An 18,621-nucleotide genomic window follows, 5' to 3' on the forward strand; every position below is an offset into this window, starting at 1 on the left:
CCCTTCAACTTCTTGACCCCACCCACTGCGCCGACACCCGCCTCGTCCACACGGGCCGCACGCCTTCCGTGCACGGCGGCCTGGTCAACACCCCGGTCTGCCGCGGCTCCACCATCCTCTCCTCGACGCTCGAAGAGTGGGAATCGCGCAAGACGCCCGAGAACCCCATGGCCAGCTACGGCCGCTTCGGCAACGCCACCACGCGCGCCTTCGAGACGGCCATCGCCGAAATGGAAGGCGGCTACGCGTCCATCGTCTTCCCCTCGGGCCTGGCGGCCTGCACCCACACGCTGCTGGCCCTGGTCCAACCGGGCGACCACGTGCTCATCACCGACAGCGCCTACGGCCCCACCCGAACCTTCGCGCGCACCGTGCTCGCGCGCCTGGGCGTCGAGGTCGAGTTCTTCGATCCGCTGATCGGCAGCGGCATCGGCGCGCTGATGCGGCCCGCCACCCGCGTGGTGTTCGTCGAATCGCCCGGCTCCATGACCTTCGAGGTGCAGGACATCCCGGCCATCGCCGAGCAGGCCCACCGCCACGACGCCCTGGTGGTGATGGACAACACCTGGGCCTCGCCGATCTACTTCAAGGCGTTCGAGCACGGCGTGGACATCTCCATCCAGGCCGCCACCAAGTACATCGTGGGCCACTCCGACGCCCTGCTCGGCGTGGCCACCGCCACGCGCGAAGCCTGGGAACGCCTGCGCGCCGGCGCGCACGACTTCGGCCAGACCGCCGGACCCGACGACCTCTTCCTCGCGCTGCGCGGCATCCGCAGCCTCTCGGTGCGGCTGCGGCAACACCAGGCCAACGGCATCGTGTTGGCCGAAAACATCGCGGCGCACCGCGCCGTGCACCGCGTGCTGCACCCGGCCCTGCCCGACGCCCCGGGCCACGTGCTGTGGCGGCGCGACTTCCTGGGCGCCAGCGGCCTGTTCGGCGTGGCCCTGAAACCCATGGCGCGCGAGCAGCTCTCGCGCTTCTTCCAGCGGCTGGAGCTGTTCGGCATCGGCCTGTCCTGGGGCGGCTACGAGAGCCTGGCGCTGCCGGTCGACCCGCCGCAGCGCGCCACCCGGCAGCCGGACCTGCCCGGCCCGTTGCTGCGGGTGCATGCCGGCCTGGAAAACGCCGACGACCTGGTGCGCGACTTCTGCGGCGCCCTGGACGCGGCGATGGCCGGCTAGTTGGCTCAGATGTTTAAGTAATAAACAACCAAAAAACCATTCGTTCCTTATCCGTGGCTTTGAAAGGATCATCCGGCATCCCTTCAACGCATCCCCATGAGGAACGACATGAGCACCCGCCGCCAACTGATCCAGGCCTTCGCCGCCACCGCCCTCACCGCCAGCGCCCTCACGGCCATCGCGCAACCCGCGCCGGTGACCCTGCTCAACGTGTCGTACGACCCGACGCGCGAGCTCTACGTCGAGTACAACGCCGCGTTCACCAAGTTCTGGAAGGCCAAGACCGGCCAGGACGTGAGCATCAAGCAGAGCCACGGCGGCTCGGGCAAGCAGGCCCGCTCCATCATCGACGGCCTGGACGCCGACGTCGCCACCCTGGCCCTGGCCGGTGACACCGACGCCCTGCACGACAACGGCAACTGGATCCCGAAAGACTGGCAAAAGCGCCTGCCGCTCAACAGCACGCCCTACGCCTCCACCATCGTGCTGGTGACGCGCGTGGGCAACCCCAAGAACATCAAGGACTGGGACGACCTGATCCGTCCTGACGTCAAGGTCATCACCCCCAACCCCAAGACCTCCGGCGGCGCTCGCTGGAACTACCTGGCCGCCTGGGAATTCGCCAAGCGCAAGTACGGCAGCGACGACAAGGCCAAGGAATTCGTGGGCAAGCTGTACAACAACGTGCCCGTGCTCGACACCGGCGCGCGCGGCTCCACCATCACCTTCTCGCAGCGCAACCAGGGCGACGTGCTGATCGCCTGGGAAAACGAGGCCTACCTGCTGGAAAAGGAATTCGGCAACAAGGTCGACTTCGTCTACCCCTCGCTGTCCATCCTGGCCGAGCCGGCCGTGACCATCGTCGACAAGAACGTCGACAAGAAGGGCACGCGCGCCGTGGCCCAGGCCTACCTGGAGTTCCTGTACACCGAAGAAGCGCAGGACATCATCGGCAAGCACTTCTACCGCCCGACCTCGGCCAAGGCCCAGGCCAAGTACGCCAAGCAGCTGCCGAAGATCAACCTGTTCAAGATCGAGGACACCTTCGGCGGCTGGGAGAAAGCGGCCAAGGTGCACTTCTCCGACGGTGGCAGCTTCGACCAGATCTACACCAAGAAGTAAGAAGCCTTCGCGCTGTCACACACAAGAACGAACGACGTTTCAGGGAACTGCACCGTGTCCATTCTCTTGATCGCTGGCAGCCCGTCCGAGCACTCGCGCTCGGCGGCGCTGCTCGATGCGGTGTCTCAACGGCTGGGTCTGCGCCACGCGCTGATCGAACGCCTGCACATCCGGGACCTGTCCCCCCAGGCTTTGCTGCTGGCCGACGTGGGCCACAAGTCCATCCGCGCCGCACTGAGCCAGGTCGAGACCGCGCGCGCCGTGGTCGTGGCCACCCCGGTCTACAAGGCCGCCTACAGCGGTGTGCTCAAGGTCTTCCTGGACCTGCTGCCGCAATCCGCCCTCAAGGGCAAGGTGGTGCTGCCGCTGGCCACCGGCGGCAGCCCGCACCACATGCTCGCGCTCGACTACGCGCTGCGCCCCGTGCTGCAGTCGCTCGCGGCGCGGCACATCCTCCCCGGGGTCTACGCCACCGACGCGCAGATCCCGAAGGACACCGAAGGCCTGTACCACGTCGGCACCGAAATCAGTGACCGGCTGGACGACGCCGTGAACACCCTCCTCCACGAAGGCCTGCGAATGCCGGTCTCGGCCGGGTTCGCGCCCGTGCCGTTCGCCCAGGTGCGATGTAGCGTCTGAACCGCTGCGAGCCGGGACCACCCGGCCGATCTCGCCCGCATCCCCATTCGTTTTTTTCAGCCACCGCGCAGGTGGCCTGGACGGCTGTTGCCTGCGCCTTCGTCACAGAGGAATTGATCATGAGTGAACTGTTTCAACACCACCCCGAGGCCGGCGTGCCGGTCGAGCCCTCGCGCTCGAGCCGCCTGAAGCAATGGGCCATCGGCTTCCTGGTCTTCGTCATCGCGGCCTTCGGCCTGGCCCTGCTCCTGCTGCCGGTGCCCGAAGCGAAAGCGCAGACCCGGGGCGAGCTGCGCATCGGCTACCAGAAGTCGGCCAGCCTGTTCGTGCTGCAGAAGGCGCAAGGCACGCTGGAGAAAAAACTCAGCCCGCTGGGCTTCGGCGTGAAGTGGGTCGAGTTCCCGGCCGGCCCGCAACTGCTCGAAGGCCTCAACGTCGGCGCGGTGGACGTGGGCTACGTGGGCGAAGCCCCGCCCATCTTTGCGCAGGCCGCCGGCGCGCAGTTCGTCTACTTCGGCTACGACCCGGCCGCGCCGCGCGCCGAGGCCATCCTGGTCACCAAGGACTCGCCCATCAAGTCGGTCGCCGACCTCAAGGGCAAGAAGGTCGCGCTCAACAAGGGCAGCAACGTGCACTACCTGCTGGTGAAACAGCTGGAAAAGCACGGCCTGAAGATCACCGACATCACGCCCGTCTACCTGGCCCCGGCCGACGGCCGCGCCGCGTTTGAAAGCAAGAACGTGGACGCCTGGGTGATCTGGGACCCGTTCCAGGCCGCCGCTGAAAAAGCCACCGGCGCCCGCGTGCTGGCCGACGGCACGGGCGGCGTGGTCAACAACTACCAGTACTACCTGGGCGCGCGCAACTTCGTCAGCAAGAACCCCAAGGTGATCGAAGCCCTGTTCGAGGACTCCGTGTCGCAAGGCATCTGGCTCAAGAAAAACCTGCGCCAGGCCGCCGAACTCATCGCGCCGCTGCAAGGCCTGCCGGTCGAGGTGGTCGAGCTCGCGCTGCAGCGCTACGAGTTCAACGTCAAGCCGATCACGCCCGCCGTGGCCGCCGACCAGCAAAAGATCGCCGACACCTTCTTCGAGCTCAAGCTGATCCCCAAGGCGATCAAGGTCAACGAAGCCGTCGTCGTCGCCCAGCCCTGAGGCGTCCGCCATGTCCAAGCCCTTCAATGCGGCCGACCTGCGCCGCCACATCGCCCAGCTGCTGGCCGTCACCGCGGCCTCCTGGAGCATCGCTGCCGCGAAAGCGCGCAGCGTCCTGACCACCACCCGGAACACCACACACATCATGAGCAACGACTTCTCCAACCGCCGCCGCTTCGTCCTCACCGGCGTGGGCGCCGCCGCCCTCGCCTCGCTGCCCGGCCTGCCCGCGCAGGCCCAGACCGCCAACCGCGTGTTCCGCGTCGGCCACCAGAAGGGCTTCCTGAGCCTGCTCAAGGGCCGGGGCACGCTGGAACAGCGCCTCGCGCCCCTGGGCGTGAAGATCAGCTGGACCGAATTCACCGCCGGCCCGGTGCAGCTCGAAGCGCTCAACGTCGGCTCGATCGACTTCGGCGACGTGGGCGAAGCCCCGCCGATCTTCGCGCAGGCCGCCGGCGCGCCGCTGGCCTACGTGGCCGCCACCGTGCCGCGCCCCGCCACCGAAGCCGTGCTCGTGCCCAAGGACTCGCCCATCAAGACGGTCGCCGACCTCAAGGGCAAGAAGGTCGCCTACAACAAGGGCTCCAACGTGCACTACTTCCTGGTCAAGCTGCTGGAGAAGAACGGCCTGAAGTACGACGACGTGCAGTCCGTCTTCCTGCCGCCGGCCGATGCGCGCGCCGCCTTCGAGAAAGGCGCCGTGGACGCCTGGGTGATCTGGGACCCGTTCCTGGCCGCCGCCGAAGTGGGCCTGAACGGCCGCATCCTGGCCGACGCCACCGGCGTGGTCAACAACCGCGCCTACTACTTCTCCACGCTGGACTACGCGGCCAGGAACGCCGACGTGATCAAGATCGTGATCGAGGAGATCAACAAACTCGACCAGTGGGGCAGCGCCAACCGCGACGCACTGGCCGCCGAGTTCGCACCGCTGTGGGGCCTGCCCAAGCCGGTGGTGGACCGCTCGGTGACCCGCCAGGTCTACGGCACCGGCCCGATCACCAAGGCCATCCTGCAGGAACAGCAGGTCATCGCCGACACCTTCTTCAACCTCAAGCTGATCCCGAAAAAGATCAACGTGCTTGAGGCTGCGGTCAACGCGGGTTGAGGAGGCGCGCGGTCATGGGACTCAACATCTTCTGGTTCATCCCCACCCACGGCGACAGCCGATACCTCGGCACGGCGCAGGGTGGGCGGCAGCTCAACCACGACTACCTCAAGCAGGTGGCGCAAGCCGCCGACAGCCTGGGCTATGAAGGCGTGTTGATTCCCACCGGCCGTTCCTGCGAAGACCCCTGGGTCGTCGCCGCCAGCCTGCTGCCGGTGACGCAGCGGCTCAAATTCCTGGTGGCCGTGCGCCCCGGCCTGCACCAGCCGGCGCTGGCCGCGCGCATGGCCGCCAGCTTCGACCGCCTCTCCAACGGGCGCCTGCTCATCAACCTCGTCACCGGCGGCGACCGCGCCGAGCTCGAAGGCGACGGCGTGTTCCTGGACCACGCGCAGCGCTACGAACAGTCGGCCGAATTCATCCGCATCTGGCGCGAGATCCTCACGCGCAGCCACGAGGGCGAGACCTTCGACTTTGACGGCCAGCACCTGCAGGTCAAAGGCGCCAAGCTGTTCTTCCCGCCGCTGCAGCACCCGCACCCGCCGGTGTACTTCGGCGGCTCCTCGGAAGCCGCGCACGAGCTCGCGGGCGAACAGGTGGACACCTACCTCACCTGGGGCGAGCCCCCGGCCGAGGTGGCGAAGAAAGTGGCCGACGTGAAGGCCCGCGCCGCGAAGCACGGGCGCACGGTGAAGTTCGGCATCCGCCTGCACGTGATCGTGCGCGAGACCGACGACCAGGCCTGGGCCGCCGCCGATTCGCTCATCAGCAAACTCGATGACGACGTGGTCAACCGCGCGCAGGCCGCGTTCGCCAAGATGGACTCCGAAGGCCAGCGCCGCATGGCCGCGCTGCACGCCGGCGGGGCCAAGCGCACCCGCGCCGACCTGGAGATCAGCCCCAACCTGTGGGCCGGCGTGGGCCTGGTGCGCGGCGGCGCCGGCACCGCCCTGGTGGGCGACCCCGAGACCGTGGCCGCGCGCATCCAGGAATACGCCGAGCTGGGCCTGGAGAACTTCATCTTCTCGGGCTACCCGCACCTCGAAGAAGCCTACCGCTTCGCCGAACTCGTGTTCCCGCTGCTGCCGCGCAAGCTGCGCGAGAAGCTGCCCGGCCCCGCGCTCACCGGCCCGTTCGGCGAGACCGTGGCCAACGTGTTCGTGCCTCGCGCCGCCCAGAGCTGAGGAGCCCTTCCATGAACATCCACTCCATCCACCACGTGCAGCTCGGCTTCCCGGCCGGCCAGCAATCGCTGGTGCGCCACTTCTACGGCGAGCTGCTGGGCCTGAAGGAATTTCGCCTGGGCGGCACCGGCAACGCGCTGCGCTTCTACGCCGCCTCGCAGCGCGTGGACCTCGTGCCCGTGCCGAACTGGGCGCCGCCGCCATCGCCCTCGCGCCTGGCCTTCGAGGTGCAGAACCTGCCCGGCTTCCGCGCCAGGCTGCTCGACGCCGGGCTGGAGCTCGACGAGACCCGCCCGCTGCCCGGCCACCTGCGCTTCTTCGTCAACGACCCCGCGGGCAACCCGCTGGAATTCCTCGAACCCGACCCTTCCGAAGGGAGCGCCGCATGACGCAAGCCCAGGCTCAGACCCTCCGCGAGGCCCCGGTGACCCCGGTGCCCGACACCATCGACGCCCCCGGCTGGGGCCTGCTGCCGGGCCGCCAGGCCGGCTCGTTCCTGGGCCCGCTGCTGCGCGGCGCCTGGCAGCGCTTCCTGCCCTGGCTGGTGCCGGTGCTGCTGGTGGTGCTGTGGCAGCTCTCGTCCTCGCTGGGCTGGCTGTCCACCCGCGTGCTGCCCGCGCCGGTGGACGTGGTCGCCGCGTTCTGGACGCTGGCCGTCTCGGGCGAACTCTGGACGCACGTGAAGGTGAGCGCCGGCCGCGCCCTGATCGGCCTGGCCGTCGGCGGCGGCCTGGGCCTGCTGCTGGGCCTGCTCACCGGCTCGGTGCGCTTCTTCGAGACCCTGCTCGACTCCAGCGTGCAGATGGTGCGCAACATCCCCGCGCTCGCGCTGATCCCGCTGGTGATCCTGTGGTTCGGCATCGACGAGATGGCCAAGCTGTTCCTGATCGCCGTCGCCGTGTTCTTCCCGATCTACCTCAACACCTTCCACGGCATCCGCAACGTGGACCCGGGCCTGATCGAGATGGGCCGCACCTACGGCCTCTCGCGCTGGGGCCTGTACACGCAGATCATCCTGCCCGGCGCCCTGTCCTCCATCCTGGTCGGCCTGCGCTTCTCGCTCGGCCTGATGTGGGTGATCCTGATCGTGGCCGAAACCATCTCCGCGCAGGCCGGCATCGGCTACCTCACGATGAACGCCCGTGAGTTCCTGCAGACCGACATCGTGCTCGTCGGCATCCTGCTCTACGCCGCGCTCGGCAAGCTGGCCGACGTGTTCGCCCGCAGTCTCGAACGCTACTGGCTGCGTTGGCACCCCGGCTACCAGAACCCCTGAATCACCCCACGAGAACGACCACCATGACGCATCCCCTCTTCAACCGCCGCGCCGCACTCGGCGCCCTGGGTTCCCTCGCCGCCGGTGCCGCCCTGGCCCAGGGCAACGCGCCGCGCGCCGTTCGCCTGGGCTACCAGAAATCGTCCACGCTGATCGCCGTGCTGCGCCTGCAAGGCACGCTCGAACAGCGCCTGGAGCCGCTGGGCGTGAAGCTGAGCTGGCACGAGTTCACCAGCGGCCTCCCGCTGCTCGAAGCCCTCAACCTCGACAACCTGGACTTCAGCGCCGACGTGGCCGACACCGTGCCGGTGTTCGCCCAGGCCGCGGGCGCCCAGCTCACCTTCGTGGCGCAGGAAGCGCCCTCGCCCACGGCACAGGCCATCGTGGTCCGCGCCGACTCGCCACTCAAAAGCGTGGCCGATCTCAAGGGCAAGCGCGTGGCCTTCGCCAAGGCCGCCGGCGCGCACTACCTGCTGATCGCGGCGCTTGAAAAAGCCGGCCTGTCCTTCTCGGACATCGACCCCGCCTACCTCACGCCGGCCGACGGCCGCGCCGCCTTCGAGAAAGGCGCCGTGGACGCCTGGGTGGTCTGGGACCCCTTCCTCTCCGCCGCCCAGAAGCAGGCCGGCGCGCGCGTGCTCGCCGACGGCACGGGCCTGGCCTCGTACCAGCGCTACTACCTGGCCAGCACCCGCTTCGCCCAGGCCCGGCCCGACGTGCTCGGCGTGATCTACGCCGAGCTGGAGAAGACCGGCCGCTGGGTCAAGCAGAACCCCAAGGAAGCCGCCGCCCTGCTCGCGCCCTTCTGGGGCCTGGACGCCGCCATCGTCGAACAGGCCAACGGCCGGCGCAGCTACGCGGTGCGCCCGGTCACGCCGCAGAACATCACCGAGCAGCAGAAGATCGCCGACGCCTTCCTGGCCGAGAAGCTGCTGCCGCGCCGCGTCAACGCGGTGGACGTGCCCCTGTTCAAACCGCAGGGCTGACACCATGGCGAGCGAGAACAACCCCTCCTCCGGCGGCCTGCGCATCCAGCTGCGCGGCCTCTCCAAGCGCTACGGCGCGCGCGAAGTGCTGCGCAACAACCAGCTCACCATCGAGCCCGGCGAGTTCGTCGCCATCGTGGGCCGCAGCGGCTGCGGCAAGAGCACGCTGCTGCGCCTCATCGCCGGCCTGGAAGCGGCCAGCGGCGGCGAGCTGCTGCTCGACGGCAAGAACGTCGACGGCCTGCACGACGACACCCGCATCATGTTCCAGGACGCGCGCCTGCTGCCCTGGAAGCGCGTGGTCGACAACGTGGCCCTGGGCCTGCCCAAGGACCGCAAGGCCGACGCCGAAGCCGTGCTCGGCCAGGTGGGCCTGGGCGACCGCCTCAACGACTGGCCAGCCAAGCTCTCGGGCGGCCAGCGCCAGCGCGTCTCGCTGGCCCGCGCGCTGGTGCACCAGCCGCAGCTGCTGCTGCTCGACGAGCCGCTGGGCGCGCTCGACGCGCTCACCCGCATCGAGATGCACGAACTCATCGAAGGCCTGTGGAAACGCCACGGCTTCACCGCCCTGCTCGTCACGCACGACGTGCAGGAAGCCGTGGCCCTGGCCGACCGCGTGATCCTGATCGAAGACGGCGCCATCGCGCTCGACGAGCGCGTGCCACTGGCCCGCCCGCGTTCGCGCGGCGACGCCACCTTCGCCGCGATCGAGAAACGCATCCTCGACCGCGTGCTGCAGGTGCCCGACAGCGCGCCTCCCTCTCTCGACCCCGTGTGGCCCGGCACCCCTGCCCACGGCCTGCGCTGGGCGATCTGAATCCCTGCTCCCTCACTTCTTCAAACCAAGGAAAACACCATGTCCATCCAAGCCATCAATGTGCGCAACCAGTTCAAAGGCAAAGTCAAGGAAATCATCAAGGGCGACGTCGTCTCCGAAGTCGATGTCGAAACGCCCTGGGGCATCGTCACCTCCGTCATCACCACCCGCTCGGTGAACGACCTGGACCTGAAGGTCGGCTCCGAGGTCGTGGCCCTGGTGAAGTCGACCGAAGTCTCGATCGCCAAGCTCTGACGTGATCGTTCTCGACAACATCCACCAGACCTACCGCGGCCCCAAAGGGCCGGTGCACGCCCTGCGCGGCGTGGACCTGCAGATCCGCGGCGGCGAGGTCTTCGGCGTGATCGGGCGCAGCGGCGCGGGCAAGAGCTCGCTGGTGCGCACCATCAACCTGCTCAACCGGCCCAGCCAGGGCACGGTAACGGTCGCCGGCCGCTCCCTCACCACGCTGAACGCCGCCGGCCTGCGCGAAGCCCGGCGCGACATCGGCATGGTCTTCCAGCACTTCAACCTGCTGACCTCGCGCACCGTGTTCGACAACGTGGCCCTGCCGCTCGAACTCGCCGGCCTCTCGCGCCACCAGATCAAGGCGCGCGTGAACCCGCTGCTCGAACTCGTGGGCCTGGGCGCGCTGGCCGACCGCTACCCGGCCCAGATCAGCGGCGGGCAAAAGCAGCGCGTGGGCATTGCCCGCGCCCTGGCCAGCCAGCCCAAGGTGCTGCTGTCGGACGAAGCGACCTCCGCGCTCGACCCCGAGACCACCCGCTCCATCCTCGCGCTGCTGCAGCAGATCAACCGCGAGCTGGGCCTGACCATCGTGCTCATCACGCACCAGATGCAGGTCATCAAACAGGTCGCCGACCGCCTCGCGGTGATGGAGGCCGGCCAGATCGTCGAACAGGGCGAGGCCCTGCAGGTGTTCAGCCACCCGGCGCACGAGGTCACGCGCAGCCTGCTCGACGACGTGGTGCCGCGCGAGCTGCCGGCCAACGTGCTGGAGCGCGTGCGCGCGCTGCTCGGCGCGCCGGGCCAGCCGCCGGCCAGCCTGCTGCGCCTGGTGTTCGCCGGCGTCGAGTCCGACCAGCCCCTGCTCTCCGACCTGGTGCGCCGCTTTGGCCTCGACCTGAACATCGTGCACGGCCAGATCGACGAGGTGCAGGGCCACCCTTTCGGCACCCTCGCCGTGCTCGCCAGCGGAGCGCGCGAACAGCTCACCGCCGCCATCGGCCACCTGCGTGGCGTGGGCGTGCAGGTGCAGGAGGTGGCCTGTGCTTGAACAGCTGCAAACCTGGTTCCCGCCGGCCCTGCTCGACCTCTTCGTGCTCTCCTTCTGGGAGACGCTGGTGATGGTCGGCATCTCGGGCTTCGTGGGCGCGCTCATCGGCGTGCCGCTGGGGGTGCTGCTGCGCCTCACCGACCACGGCGGCGTGCTGCAGAACGCGGCCTTCAACCGCACCGTGGGCGGCATCGTCAACGCGGTGCGCTCCACGCCGTTCATCATCCTGCTGGTCGCGATCATCCCGTTCACGCGCCTCATCACCGGCTCGTCCATCGGCACGGCCGCCGCCGTGGTGCCGCTGACGATCGCCGCCGCGCCCTTCATCGCGCGCCTGGTGGAAACCTCGCTGCGCGAGGTGGACAGCGGGCTGGTCGAGGCCGCGCAGGCCATGGGCGCCACCACCTCGCAGATCGTCTTCAAGGTGCTGCTGCCCGAGGCCTTCCCCGGCATCGTGGCCGGTTTCACCATCACCCTCGTCAGCCTCACCGGCTACTCGGCCATGGCCGGCGCCATCGGCGGCGGCGGCCTGGGCGACCTCGGCATCCGCTACGGCTACCAGCGCTTCCTGCCCGAGGTGATGCTGGCCGTGGTGCTGCTGCTCATCGTCTTCGTGCAGGCCGTGCAAAGCCTGGGCGACTGGCTGGTGCGCCGCCTGAGCCACAAGTAACTGTTTCCTCCCCTACCCCTCGCCACTACCACTTCCCACAAGGACTTTTCATCATGACCCTCAACAAACGGCAACTGCTTCAATCCACCCTGGCCCTCACGCTGGCCGCTGCCTTCGCCGCGCCCGCGCTCGCGCAGGACAAACCGCTCAAGATCGGCGTCACCGCCGGCCCGCACGCGCAGATCTTCGAGCAGGTGAAGAAGATCGCCGAGAAGGACGGCCTGAAGATCCAGATCGTCGAGTTCAGCGACTACGTGCAGCCCAACGCCGCGCTCGCCGCCGGCGACCTCGACGCCAACAGCTACCAGCACAAGCCCTACCTGGACAACCAGATCAAGGACCGCGGCTACAAATTCACCGCCGTCGGCTACACGGTGAACTTCCCCATCGGCATCTACAGCAAGAAGGTCAAGAGCCTGAAGGACCTGCCCGAAGGCGGCAAGGTCGGCATCCCGAACGACCCCACCAACGGCGGGCGCGTGCTGCTGGTGCTGCAGGACCAGGGCCTCATCAAGCTCAAGCCCGAAGCCGGTCTGAAGGCCACGCCGCTGGACGTGGTGAGCAACCCCAAGAAACTCAAGTTCGTGGAGCTCGACGCCGCGCAACTGCCGCGCTCGCTCGACGACCTCGACGCCTCGGCCATCAACACCAACTACGCGCTTTCCGCCGGCCTGAACCCGGGCAAGGACGCCATCGCCCAGGAAAACGCCAAGAGCCCCTACGTGAACCTGATCGCCGTGCGCGAGGCCGACAAGGACAAGCCCTGGGTCGCCAAGCTGGTGAAGGCCTACCAGTCGGCCGAAGTCAAGGCCTTCATCCAGACCGAGTTCAAGGGCTCGGTCCTGGCCGGGTTCTGACATGACCGCCCCTCGCCAGATGCACCTCGGTGCTTTCTTCTTCGGCGCCGGCCACCACCTGGCCGCCTGGCGGCACCCGGACGTGGTGCCCTCGGCCGGGGGCCAGATCGCTGCGCTCACCGAGTGGACGCAACTGGCCGAGGCCGCGAAGTTCGACGCCATCTTCTTCGCCGACAACGTGGGCCTGCCCGGCCCACCCGACGAAGGGGTGGCGAAGAACGCCCTCTGGTATCCGCTGGACCCGCTGCTCACCCTGGCCGCGCTGTCGCAGAGCACCACGCACATCGGCCTGGTGGCCACGGTCTCCAGCACCTACCTGCCCCCCTACCACCTGGCCCGAAAATACGCCACGCTCGACCAGCTGAGCGGCGGCCGCGCGGGCTGGAACCTCGTCACCTCGGGCAGCGACTTCGAGGCCCGCAGCTTCGGGCTGGACCAGCAGATCGCCCACGCCCAGCGCTACGAGCGCGCGCGGGAGTACGTGCAGGTCGTCAAAGGCCTGTGGAACACCTGGGAAGACGACGCCTTCATCGAAGACAAGGCCCGCAACCGCTTCTTCGACCCCGCCAAGCTGCACCGCGTGGCGCACGACGGCGCGCACTACAAGGTGCACGGCGGCCTGCAGACCCGCCGCTCACCGCAAGGCCACCCGGTGCTGGTGCAGGCCGGTTCGTCCAGCGACGGGCAGGACCTCGCCGCCGCCAGCGCCGAGGTGGTGTTCACCGCGCAGCAGAGCGCCGACGATGCGCGCAAGTTCTACAACAGCCTCAAGGGCCAGCTGGCCGCCTACGGCCGCTCCACCGACGCGCTGAAGATCCTGCCAGGCATCTCGCCCTTCGTGGGCCGCAGCGAGGCCGAAGCGCGCGAGAAGTTCGAGCAACTGCAGTCCCTGATCGACCCGGTGCTCGGCGTCGGCCTGCTCTCCACCTTCCTGGGCAACGTGGACCTCTCGAAGTACCCGGTGGACGGCCCGTTCCCGCAGGACCTGCCGGTGACCGAGGGCTGGCAAAGCCGCCAGGAACTGTTCGCCGGCCTCGCGCGCCGCGAAGGCCTGACGATCCGCCAGCTCTACGAGCGCGTGGCCGGCGCGCGCGGCCACTGGACGGTGGTGGGCACGCCCGAATCCATCGCCGACCAGCTCGAACACTGGTTCACCACCGGCGCGGCCGACGGCTTCAACGTGCTCGCGCCCACGCTGCCGCACGGCCTGAAGGACTTTGCCCAGCTCGTCGTGCCCGAGCTGCAGCGGCGCGGCCTGTTCCGCACCGCATACAGCGGCCGCACCCTGCGCGACCACCTGGGCCTGCCGCACCCCGAACACCCCGCCGCCGCGCCATCGGCGCGCGAACTCGCCACCGCCTGAACGAACACCCAACAAGGAGAAAAACCGATGTCCGCAGACTGGAAATTTGAAACCCGCTCGGTACACGCCGGCTACCGGCCCGACCCCACCACCAAGGCTGTGGCCGTGCCGATTTACCAGACCGCCGCCTACGCCTTCGACAACGCGCAGCACGGCGCCGACCTGTTCGACCTCAAGGTGCCGGGCAACATCTACACGCGCATCATGAACCCGACGCAGGACGTGCTGGAGCAGCGCATCGCCTCGCTGGAAGGCGGCATCGCCGCGCTGGCGCTGGCCTCGGGACAGGCCGCCGTGACCTACGCCATCCAGACCATCGCCGAGTCGGGCGACAACATCGTCTCCAGCACCGCGCTCTACGGCGGCACCTACAACCTCTTCGCGCACACGCTGCCGCAGTTCGGCATCACCACGCGCTTTGCCGACCACCGCGACCCGGCCAGCTTCGAGCCGCTGATCGACGCGCGCACCAAGGCCATCTTCGTCGAGTCCATCGGCAACCCGCAGGGCAACATCACCGACATCGCGGCCGTCGCCGCCATCGCGCACAAACACGGCGTGCCGCTGATCGTGGACAACACGGTGGCCTCGCCCTACCTGCTGCGCCCGATCGAACACGGGGCCGACATCGTGGTGCAGTCGCTCACGAAATACCTGGGCGGCCACGGCACCAGCATTGGCGGCGCCATCATCGACAGCGGCAAGTTCCCTTGGGGCAAGCACAAGGCCCGCTTCAAGCGCCTGAACGAGCCCGATCCGAGCTACCACGGCGTGGTCTACACCGAGGCCCTGGGCCCGGCGGCCTACATCGGGCGCGCGCGCGTCGTGCCGCTGCGCAACACCGGCGCGGCCATCTCGCCCTTCAACGCCTTCCTGATCCTGCAGGGCATCGAAACGCTCTCGCTGCGCCTGGACCGCATCAACGCCAACACCCTGCGCGTGGCCAAGCACCTGGAGCAGCACGCCAAGGTGGGCTGGGTGAACTACGCCGGCCTGCCCAGCCACCCCGACCACGCGCTCGCCCTGAAGTACCTGGGCGGCCACGCCTCGGGCCTGCTCACCTTCGGCGTGAAGGCCGCGGCGGGCGAAGGCCGTGCGGCCGGCGCGCGCTTCCTCGACGCGCTGCAGCTCTTCACCCGCCTGGTGAACATCGGCGACGCCAAATCGCTCGCCACCCACCCGGCCTCCACCACGCACCGCCAGCTCTCGCCCGAGGAGCTGAAGAAGTCGGGCGTGCCCGAGGACGCGGTGCGCCTGTCCATCGGCATCGAACACATCGACGACCTCTTGGCCGACCTGAACCAGGCCCTGGCAAGCGTATGAACACCCCCCGCGTCGCCTTCGGCGCCACCCCCCTCAAGGGGGGCGCACCCTGGGACCGGCAAAGCCGGATCCTCGGGAGCCCTGGAGCAAGACATCTCACTCAACCATCACCTGAAAACACGGAGACCCCACGATGAAACGAACCCTCGGCCTGGCAGCCGCCACGCTCGCACTGCTGTGCGGCACCGCCCAGGCCCAGACCGTCGACCTCCAGGCCCGCGCCTGGGCCGCCTCGTGCGCGGCCTGCCACGGCACCGACGGCAAGAGCAACAGTGCCATCCCCGCCATCGCCGGGCAGGACAAGGCCGTGCTGCTGCAGAAGCTGCTCGCCTACAAGCAAGGCAGCTTGCCCGCCACCGTGATGCACCAGCACGCCAAGGGCTACACCGACGCCGAGCTTGAGCGCCTGGCCGCCCACTTCTCGCGCCAGCCCCGATAACAACAAGGAGCACAACCCCATGAAGCAACTGCTGCAACGCCGCCACTTCCTCGCCACCGCCGGCGGCACCGTGGCCGCCCTCGCCCTGCCGGGCTGCGCCTCGGTCTCGTCCGCCCCCAAGGCCCGCGTCGTCGTCATCGGCGGCGGCTTCGGTGGCGCCACCGCCGCCAAGTACATCCGCCAGTGGGCGCCCGAGATCGAGGTGGTGCTGGTCGAACGCGAAGCCGCCTTCGTTTCCTGCCCGCTGAGCAACCTCGTGCTCGGCGGCACTGAAAAGATCGAGAACCTCACCACCGGCTACGACGCCCTGCAGAAAAAGCACGGCGTGCGCGTGGTTCGCGACGAAGCCACCGCCATCGACGCCGCCAGGAAGGAAGTGCGCCTGGCGCGCGGCGACACGCTGAAGTACGACCGCCTCATCGTCTCGCCCGGCGTGGATTTCCAGTTCGACCAGGTGCCCGGCCTGCAAAGCGCCGAAGCGCAAAGCCAGGTGCTGCACGCCTGGAAGGCCGGCCCGCAGACCGTGGCCCTGCGCAAACAGCTCGAAGCCCTGCCCGACGGCGGCGTGTACGCCCTGCACATTCCCAAGGCGCCCTACCGCTGCCCGCCCGGCCCCTACGAGCGCGCCGCGCAAGTGGCCTTCTACTTCAAGCAGCACAAGCCGCGCAGCAAGGTGCTGGTGCTCGACGCCAACCCGGACATCACCTCCAAGAAGGCCCTGTTCCTCAAGGCCTGGAACGAGCTCTACCCCGGCATCGTCGAGTACAAGCCCAACAGCGAGATCGTGCGCGTGGACGCGGCCAACCGCACTGTCGAACTGCAGTTCGAGACCGTGCGCGCGGGCGTGCTCAACGTGGTGCCGCCGCAGCAGGCCGGGCGCATCGCGCAGACCGCCGGGCTCATCACCGCCAACAACAAGTGGTGTGGCGTCAACTTCCAGACCTTCGAGTCCACCGTGGCGCCGGGCATCCACGTGCTGGGCGACGCCACCCTGTCGGCCCCGGGCATGCCCAAGTCCGGCTTCATGGCCAACAACCACGCCAAGGTGGCGGCGGACGCGGTGATCGCGCTCATCCAGGGTCGGCCGGTGAACGCCGAACCCATCATCGCCAACACCTGCTACAGCTTCGTGAGCGACACCGACGTGGTGCACGTGGCCTCGGTCCACAAGTGGAACACCGAGCAGAAGACCCTGGTGGCCGTGAACGGCGCGGGCGGCCTCACCCCGACCGCCAACGCCCTCGAAGGCCAGTACGCCCGATCCTGGGCCAAAAACATCTGGGCCGACGCCCTGCTGTAAAGACGAAGAGAACCCGGCCATGAATTTCCAGCAACTCAGATCGGTTCGCGAGGCGGCGCGCTGCGGCTACAACCTCACGGAGGTTGCCGCCATGCTCTACACCTCGCAACCCGGCGTGAGCCGGCAGATCCGCGAGCTGGAGGAAGAGCTGGGCGTGACCATCTTCGCCCGCGCGGGCAAGCGCCTGACTGGCCTCACCGGGCCGGGGCAGACGCTGCTGCCCATCGTGGAACGCCTGCTGCAGGAAGCCGACAACCTGCGCTCGGCCGGCAAGGAATTCGTCTCGCGCCTGGAGGGAGGCCTGTCCATCGCTGCCACGCACTCGCAGGCGCGCTACGCCCTGCCGCACGCCGTGCGCGACTTCCGCGCGCTGTTCCCGCAGGTCACGCTCAACCTGCACCAGGGCTCGCCCAAGCAGGTGGCCGAGATGCTGATCGCGGGCGAGGCCGACATCGGCATCGCCACCGAAGCGCTGGCCAACTACCCCCAGCTGGTCACGCTGCCCTGCTACCGCTGGACGCACAGCGTGGTGGTGCCGCACGGCCACCCGCTGCTGCGGGTGGAGGGCCCGCTCTCGCTGCACCAGCTGGCCGAACACCCCATCATCACTTACGACCTGGGCTACACCGGGCGCTCTCACATCGACGACGCGTTCAAGAAACAGGGCGTGCAGCCCAACGTGGTCATCACCGCGATGGACGCGGACGTGATCAAGACCTACGTGGAACTGGGCATGGGCGTGGGCATCGTGGCCAGCATCGCGGTGGACCCCGACCGCGACCGCCACCTGCACGCGCTGGACGCGCGGCACCTGTTCGAGATCAACGTGACCCGCCTCGCGGTGCGGCGCGGCACCTGGCTGCGCGGCTACGCCTACAGCTTCATCGAGAACTTCGCGCCCAGCCTCACGCGGCAGATCGTGGAAGAGGCCTTGAACGACGAGATCGTGACGGTGTGAAGGGGCTTCCACAACTGCTATATATTGATCGCCGTAACACACCATTCAAGAGGACCCCATGCCGATCAAATCCCTTCTGAAATCCACTGTGGTGGCACTGGCGGTCGTCTCCGGCGGGTCGCTGTTCGCGCAGGGCACGCCCATCAATGCCGCGGCGTTCGACGCGCTGGTGGCACAAGGCCCCGTTGCCAGCGCCGAAACCATCGCAGCCAGCACCTGGGCCAGCAAGATCAAGCAGGCCGGCACGCTGCGCCTGGGCGGCACGCAGACATCGAACCTTTTCTCGCTGCTCAACGAGAAAGACGGCAAGATGCGCGGCTTCGACGCGGGCCTGGCCCAGCTCCTCACCCGCTACATCCTGGGCGATGCGGCCAAGGTCCAGTTCACGCAGGTGACCTCGTCCACGCGCGAGCAGGTGCTCATCAACAACCAGGTGGACCTGGTGTTCGCCACCTACTCCATCACCCCCGCCCGCGCCGAGAAGATCTCGTTCGCCGGCCCGTACTACACCTCGCAGGCCGGCGTGCTGGTCAAGGCGAACAACAACACCATCCAGTCGCACAACGACCTGGCCGGCAAGAAGGTCGCCACGCAGGCCGGCTCCACGGGGCCCGCGATCCTGGCGCAGTACGCACCCAAGGGGGTCGTGCAGGAGTTCCAGACGCACCAGGAAGCCCTCGACTCGCTGCGCCAGGGACGCGTGGATGCCTACGTGACCGACCACACCCTGCTGCTCAACGCCCTGAGCCTCGGCACCGGCGATGCGAAGCTGGCGGGCGCGCCCTTCGGTGCGCAGGACCCCTACGGCATCGGACTGCCCAAGGGCTCGGACGGCGTGGCCTTCATCAATGCCTTCCTGAAGAAGGTGCAAGCCGATGGCACCTGGGCCAAACTCTGGACCATCTCCATCGGACAGCGCACCGGCAGCACCGCCGTTCCGACCC

Annotated in this window: 20 protein-coding genes; all 20 read left to right on the plus strand. The window is 68.5% G+C overall.

Annotated features, from left to right (window positions below; translation table 11 throughout):
- On the plus strand, positions 1 to 1,184 hold a 1,184-nt coding region (gene metC / locus AC07ZS_RS27515), incomplete at its 5' end, for a cystathionine beta-lyase (RefSeq protein WP_494801627.1).
- A gap of 108 nt (positions 1,185 to 1,292) precedes the next feature.
- Entirely contained in the window at positions 1,293 to 2,306 is a 1,014-nt protein-coding gene (locus tag AC07ZS_RS27520) for a sulfate ABC transporter substrate-binding protein (RefSeq protein ID WP_494801628.1), read from the plus strand.
- Positions 2,307 to 2,360: 54 nt separating this feature from the next.
- Complete coding sequence (ssuE, locus tag AC07ZS_RS27525) at positions 2,361 to 2,945, plus strand: NADPH-dependent FMN reductase (RefSeq protein ID WP_494801629.1); 585 nt, start codon at positions 2,361 to 2,363, stop codon at positions 2,943 to 2,945.
- Between the two features lie 119 nt (positions 2,946 to 3,064).
- Positions 3,065 to 4,099: a sulfonate ABC transporter substrate-binding protein gene (locus tag AC07ZS_RS27530; protein WP_494801630.1), complete on the plus strand. Its 1,035-nt coding sequence runs from the start codon at positions 3,065 to 3,067 to the stop codon at positions 4,097 to 4,099.
- Positions 4,100 to 4,244: 145 nt separating this feature from the next.
- On the plus strand, positions 4,245 to 5,207 hold the full coding sequence (locus tag AC07ZS_RS27535; RefSeq protein WP_494801643.1) for a sulfonate ABC transporter substrate-binding protein: 963 nt from the start codon (positions 4,245 to 4,247) through the stop codon (positions 5,205 to 5,207).
- Positions 5,208 to 5,221: 14 nt separating this feature from the next.
- Entirely contained in the window at positions 5,222 to 6,391 is a 1,170-nt protein-coding gene (gene ssuD, locus AC07ZS_RS27540) for an FMNH2-dependent alkanesulfonate monooxygenase (protein ID WP_494801631.1), read from the plus strand.
- Positions 6,392 to 6,402: 11 nt separating this feature from the next.
- Positions 6,403 to 6,780, plus strand: a complete 378-nt coding sequence (locus AC07ZS_RS27545) for a VOC family protein (protein WP_494801632.1) — start codon at positions 6,403 to 6,405, stop codon at positions 6,778 to 6,780.
- Positions 6,777 to 7,667: an aliphatic sulfonate ABC transporter permease SsuC gene (ssuC, locus tag AC07ZS_RS27550; protein WP_494801633.1), complete on the plus strand. Its 891-nt coding sequence runs from the start codon at positions 6,777 to 6,779 to the stop codon at positions 7,665 to 7,667. The genes AC07ZS_RS27545 and ssuC overlap by 4 nt, the downstream gene beginning before the upstream one ends.
- Positions 7,668 to 7,690: 23 nt before the next feature.
- Complete coding sequence (locus AC07ZS_RS27555) at positions 7,691 to 8,653, plus strand: aliphatic sulfonate ABC transporter substrate-binding protein (protein ID WP_494801634.1); 963 nt, start codon at positions 7,691 to 7,693, stop codon at positions 8,651 to 8,653.
- 4 nt (positions 8,654 to 8,657) lie between these two features.
- A complete protein-coding gene (locus AC07ZS_RS27560) occupies positions 8,658 to 9,470 on the plus strand; it encodes an ATP-binding cassette domain-containing protein (protein WP_494801635.1) in 813 nt (270 codons plus the stop codon).
- Positions 9,471 to 9,509: 39 nt separating this feature from the next.
- Entirely contained in the window at positions 9,510 to 9,725 is a 216-nt protein-coding gene (locus tag AC07ZS_RS27565) for a TOBE domain-containing protein (RefSeq protein ID WP_291115344.1), read from the plus strand.
- 1 nt (position 9,726) lies between these two features.
- On the plus strand, positions 9,727 to 10,767 hold the full coding sequence (locus tag AC07ZS_RS27570; protein ID WP_494801636.1) for a methionine ABC transporter ATP-binding protein: 1,041 nt from the start codon (positions 9,727 to 9,729) through the stop codon (positions 10,765 to 10,767).
- A gap of 28 nt (positions 10,768 to 10,795) precedes the next feature.
- Positions 10,796 to 11,437, plus strand: a complete 642-nt coding sequence (locus tag AC07ZS_RS27575) for a methionine ABC transporter permease (protein ID WP_494801644.1) — start codon at positions 10,796 to 10,798, stop codon at positions 11,435 to 11,437.
- Positions 11,438 to 11,490: 53 nt separating this feature from the next.
- Entirely contained in the window at positions 11,491 to 12,294 is an 804-nt protein-coding gene (locus tag AC07ZS_RS27580) for a MetQ/NlpA family ABC transporter substrate-binding protein (RefSeq protein ID WP_494801637.1), read from the plus strand.
- A 1-nt stretch (position 12,295) separates the two neighbouring features.
- Complete coding sequence (locus tag AC07ZS_RS27585; RefSeq protein WP_494801638.1) at positions 12,296 to 13,657, plus strand: LLM class flavin-dependent oxidoreductase; 1,362 nt, start codon at positions 12,296 to 12,298, stop codon at positions 13,655 to 13,657.
- A gap of 27 nt (positions 13,658 to 13,684) precedes the next feature.
- On the plus strand, positions 13,685 to 14,980 hold the full coding sequence (locus tag AC07ZS_RS27590; RefSeq protein ID WP_494801639.1) for an O-acetylhomoserine aminocarboxypropyltransferase/cysteine synthase family protein: 1,296 nt from the start codon (positions 13,685 to 13,687) through the stop codon (positions 14,978 to 14,980).
- A gap of 133 nt (positions 14,981 to 15,113) precedes the next feature.
- A complete protein-coding gene (locus AC07ZS_RS27595) occupies positions 15,114 to 15,419 on the plus strand; it encodes a c-type cytochrome (RefSeq protein WP_494801640.1) in 306 nt (101 codons plus the stop codon).
- Between the two features lie 31 nt (positions 15,420 to 15,450).
- Positions 15,451 to 16,719: an FCSD flavin-binding domain-containing protein gene (locus AC07ZS_RS27600; protein WP_494801645.1), complete on the plus strand. Its 1,269-nt coding sequence runs from the start codon at positions 15,451 to 15,453 to the stop codon at positions 16,717 to 16,719.
- Positions 16,720 to 16,738: 19 nt separating this feature from the next.
- A complete protein-coding gene (locus AC07ZS_RS27605; protein WP_494801641.1) occupies positions 16,739 to 17,677 on the plus strand; it encodes a CysB family HTH-type transcriptional regulator in 939 nt (312 codons plus the stop codon).
- A gap of 58 nt (positions 17,678 to 17,735) precedes the next feature.
- Positions 17,736 to 18,621 (plus strand): glutamate ABC transporter substrate-binding protein (locus tag AC07ZS_RS27610; RefSeq protein ID WP_494801642.1); only part of this gene is annotated, 886 nt, incomplete at its 3' end.

It is taken from the genome of Hydrogenophaga sp. GW456-12-10-14-TSB4 (genome assembly GCF_059424305.1).

Excerpts from the sequence above, each read along its gene's own strand:
- ssuD (WP_494801631.1), top strand. The coding sequence starts at position 5,222 with ATGGGACTCAACATCTTCTGGTTCATCCCCACCCACGGCGACAGCCGA.
- AC07ZS_RS27565 (WP_291115344.1), top strand. The coding sequence starts at position 9,510 with ATGTCCATCCAAGCCATCAATGTGCGCAACCAGTTCAAAGGCAAAGTC.
- AC07ZS_RS27520 (WP_494801628.1), top strand. The coding sequence starts at position 1,293 with ATGAGCACCCGCCGCCAACTGATCCAGGCCTTCGCCGCCACCGCCCTC.
- AC07ZS_RS27530 (WP_494801630.1), top strand. The coding sequence starts at position 3,065 with ATGAGTGAACTGTTTCAACACCACCCCGAGGCCGGCGTGCCGGTCGAG.
- AC07ZS_RS27585 (WP_494801638.1), top strand. The coding sequence starts at position 12,296 with ATGACCGCCCCTCGCCAGATGCACCTCGGTGCTTTCTTCTTCGGCGCC.
- AC07ZS_RS27605 (WP_494801641.1), top strand. The coding sequence starts at position 16,739 with ATGAATTTCCAGCAACTCAGATCGGTTCGCGAGGCGGCGCGCTGCGGC.
- AC07ZS_RS27580 (WP_494801637.1), top strand. The coding sequence starts at position 11,491 with ATGACCCTCAACAAACGGCAACTGCTTCAATCCACCCTGGCCCTCACG.
- AC07ZS_RS27535 (WP_494801643.1), top strand. The coding sequence starts at position 4,245 with ATGAGCAACGACTTCTCCAACCGCCGCCGCTTCGTCCTCACCGGCGTG.
- AC07ZS_RS27560 (WP_494801635.1), top strand. The coding sequence starts at position 8,658 with ATGGCGAGCGAGAACAACCCCTCCTCCGGCGGCCTGCGCATCCAGCTG.
- AC07ZS_RS27555 (WP_494801634.1), top strand. The coding sequence starts at position 7,691 with ATGACGCATCCCCTCTTCAACCGCCGCGCCGCACTCGGCGCCCTGGGT.
- ssuC (WP_494801633.1), top strand. The coding sequence starts at position 6,777 with ATGACGCAAGCCCAGGCTCAGACCCTCCGCGAGGCCCCGGTGACCCCG.
- AC07ZS_RS27590 (WP_494801639.1), top strand. The coding sequence starts at position 13,685 with ATGTCCGCAGACTGGAAATTTGAAACCCGCTCGGTACACGCCGGCTAC.
- AC07ZS_RS27545 (WP_494801632.1), top strand. The coding sequence starts at position 6,403 with ATGAACATCCACTCCATCCACCACGTGCAGCTCGGCTTCCCGGCCGGC.
- AC07ZS_RS27595 (WP_494801640.1), top strand. The coding sequence starts at position 15,114 with ATGAAACGAACCCTCGGCCTGGCAGCCGCCACGCTCGCACTGCTGTGC.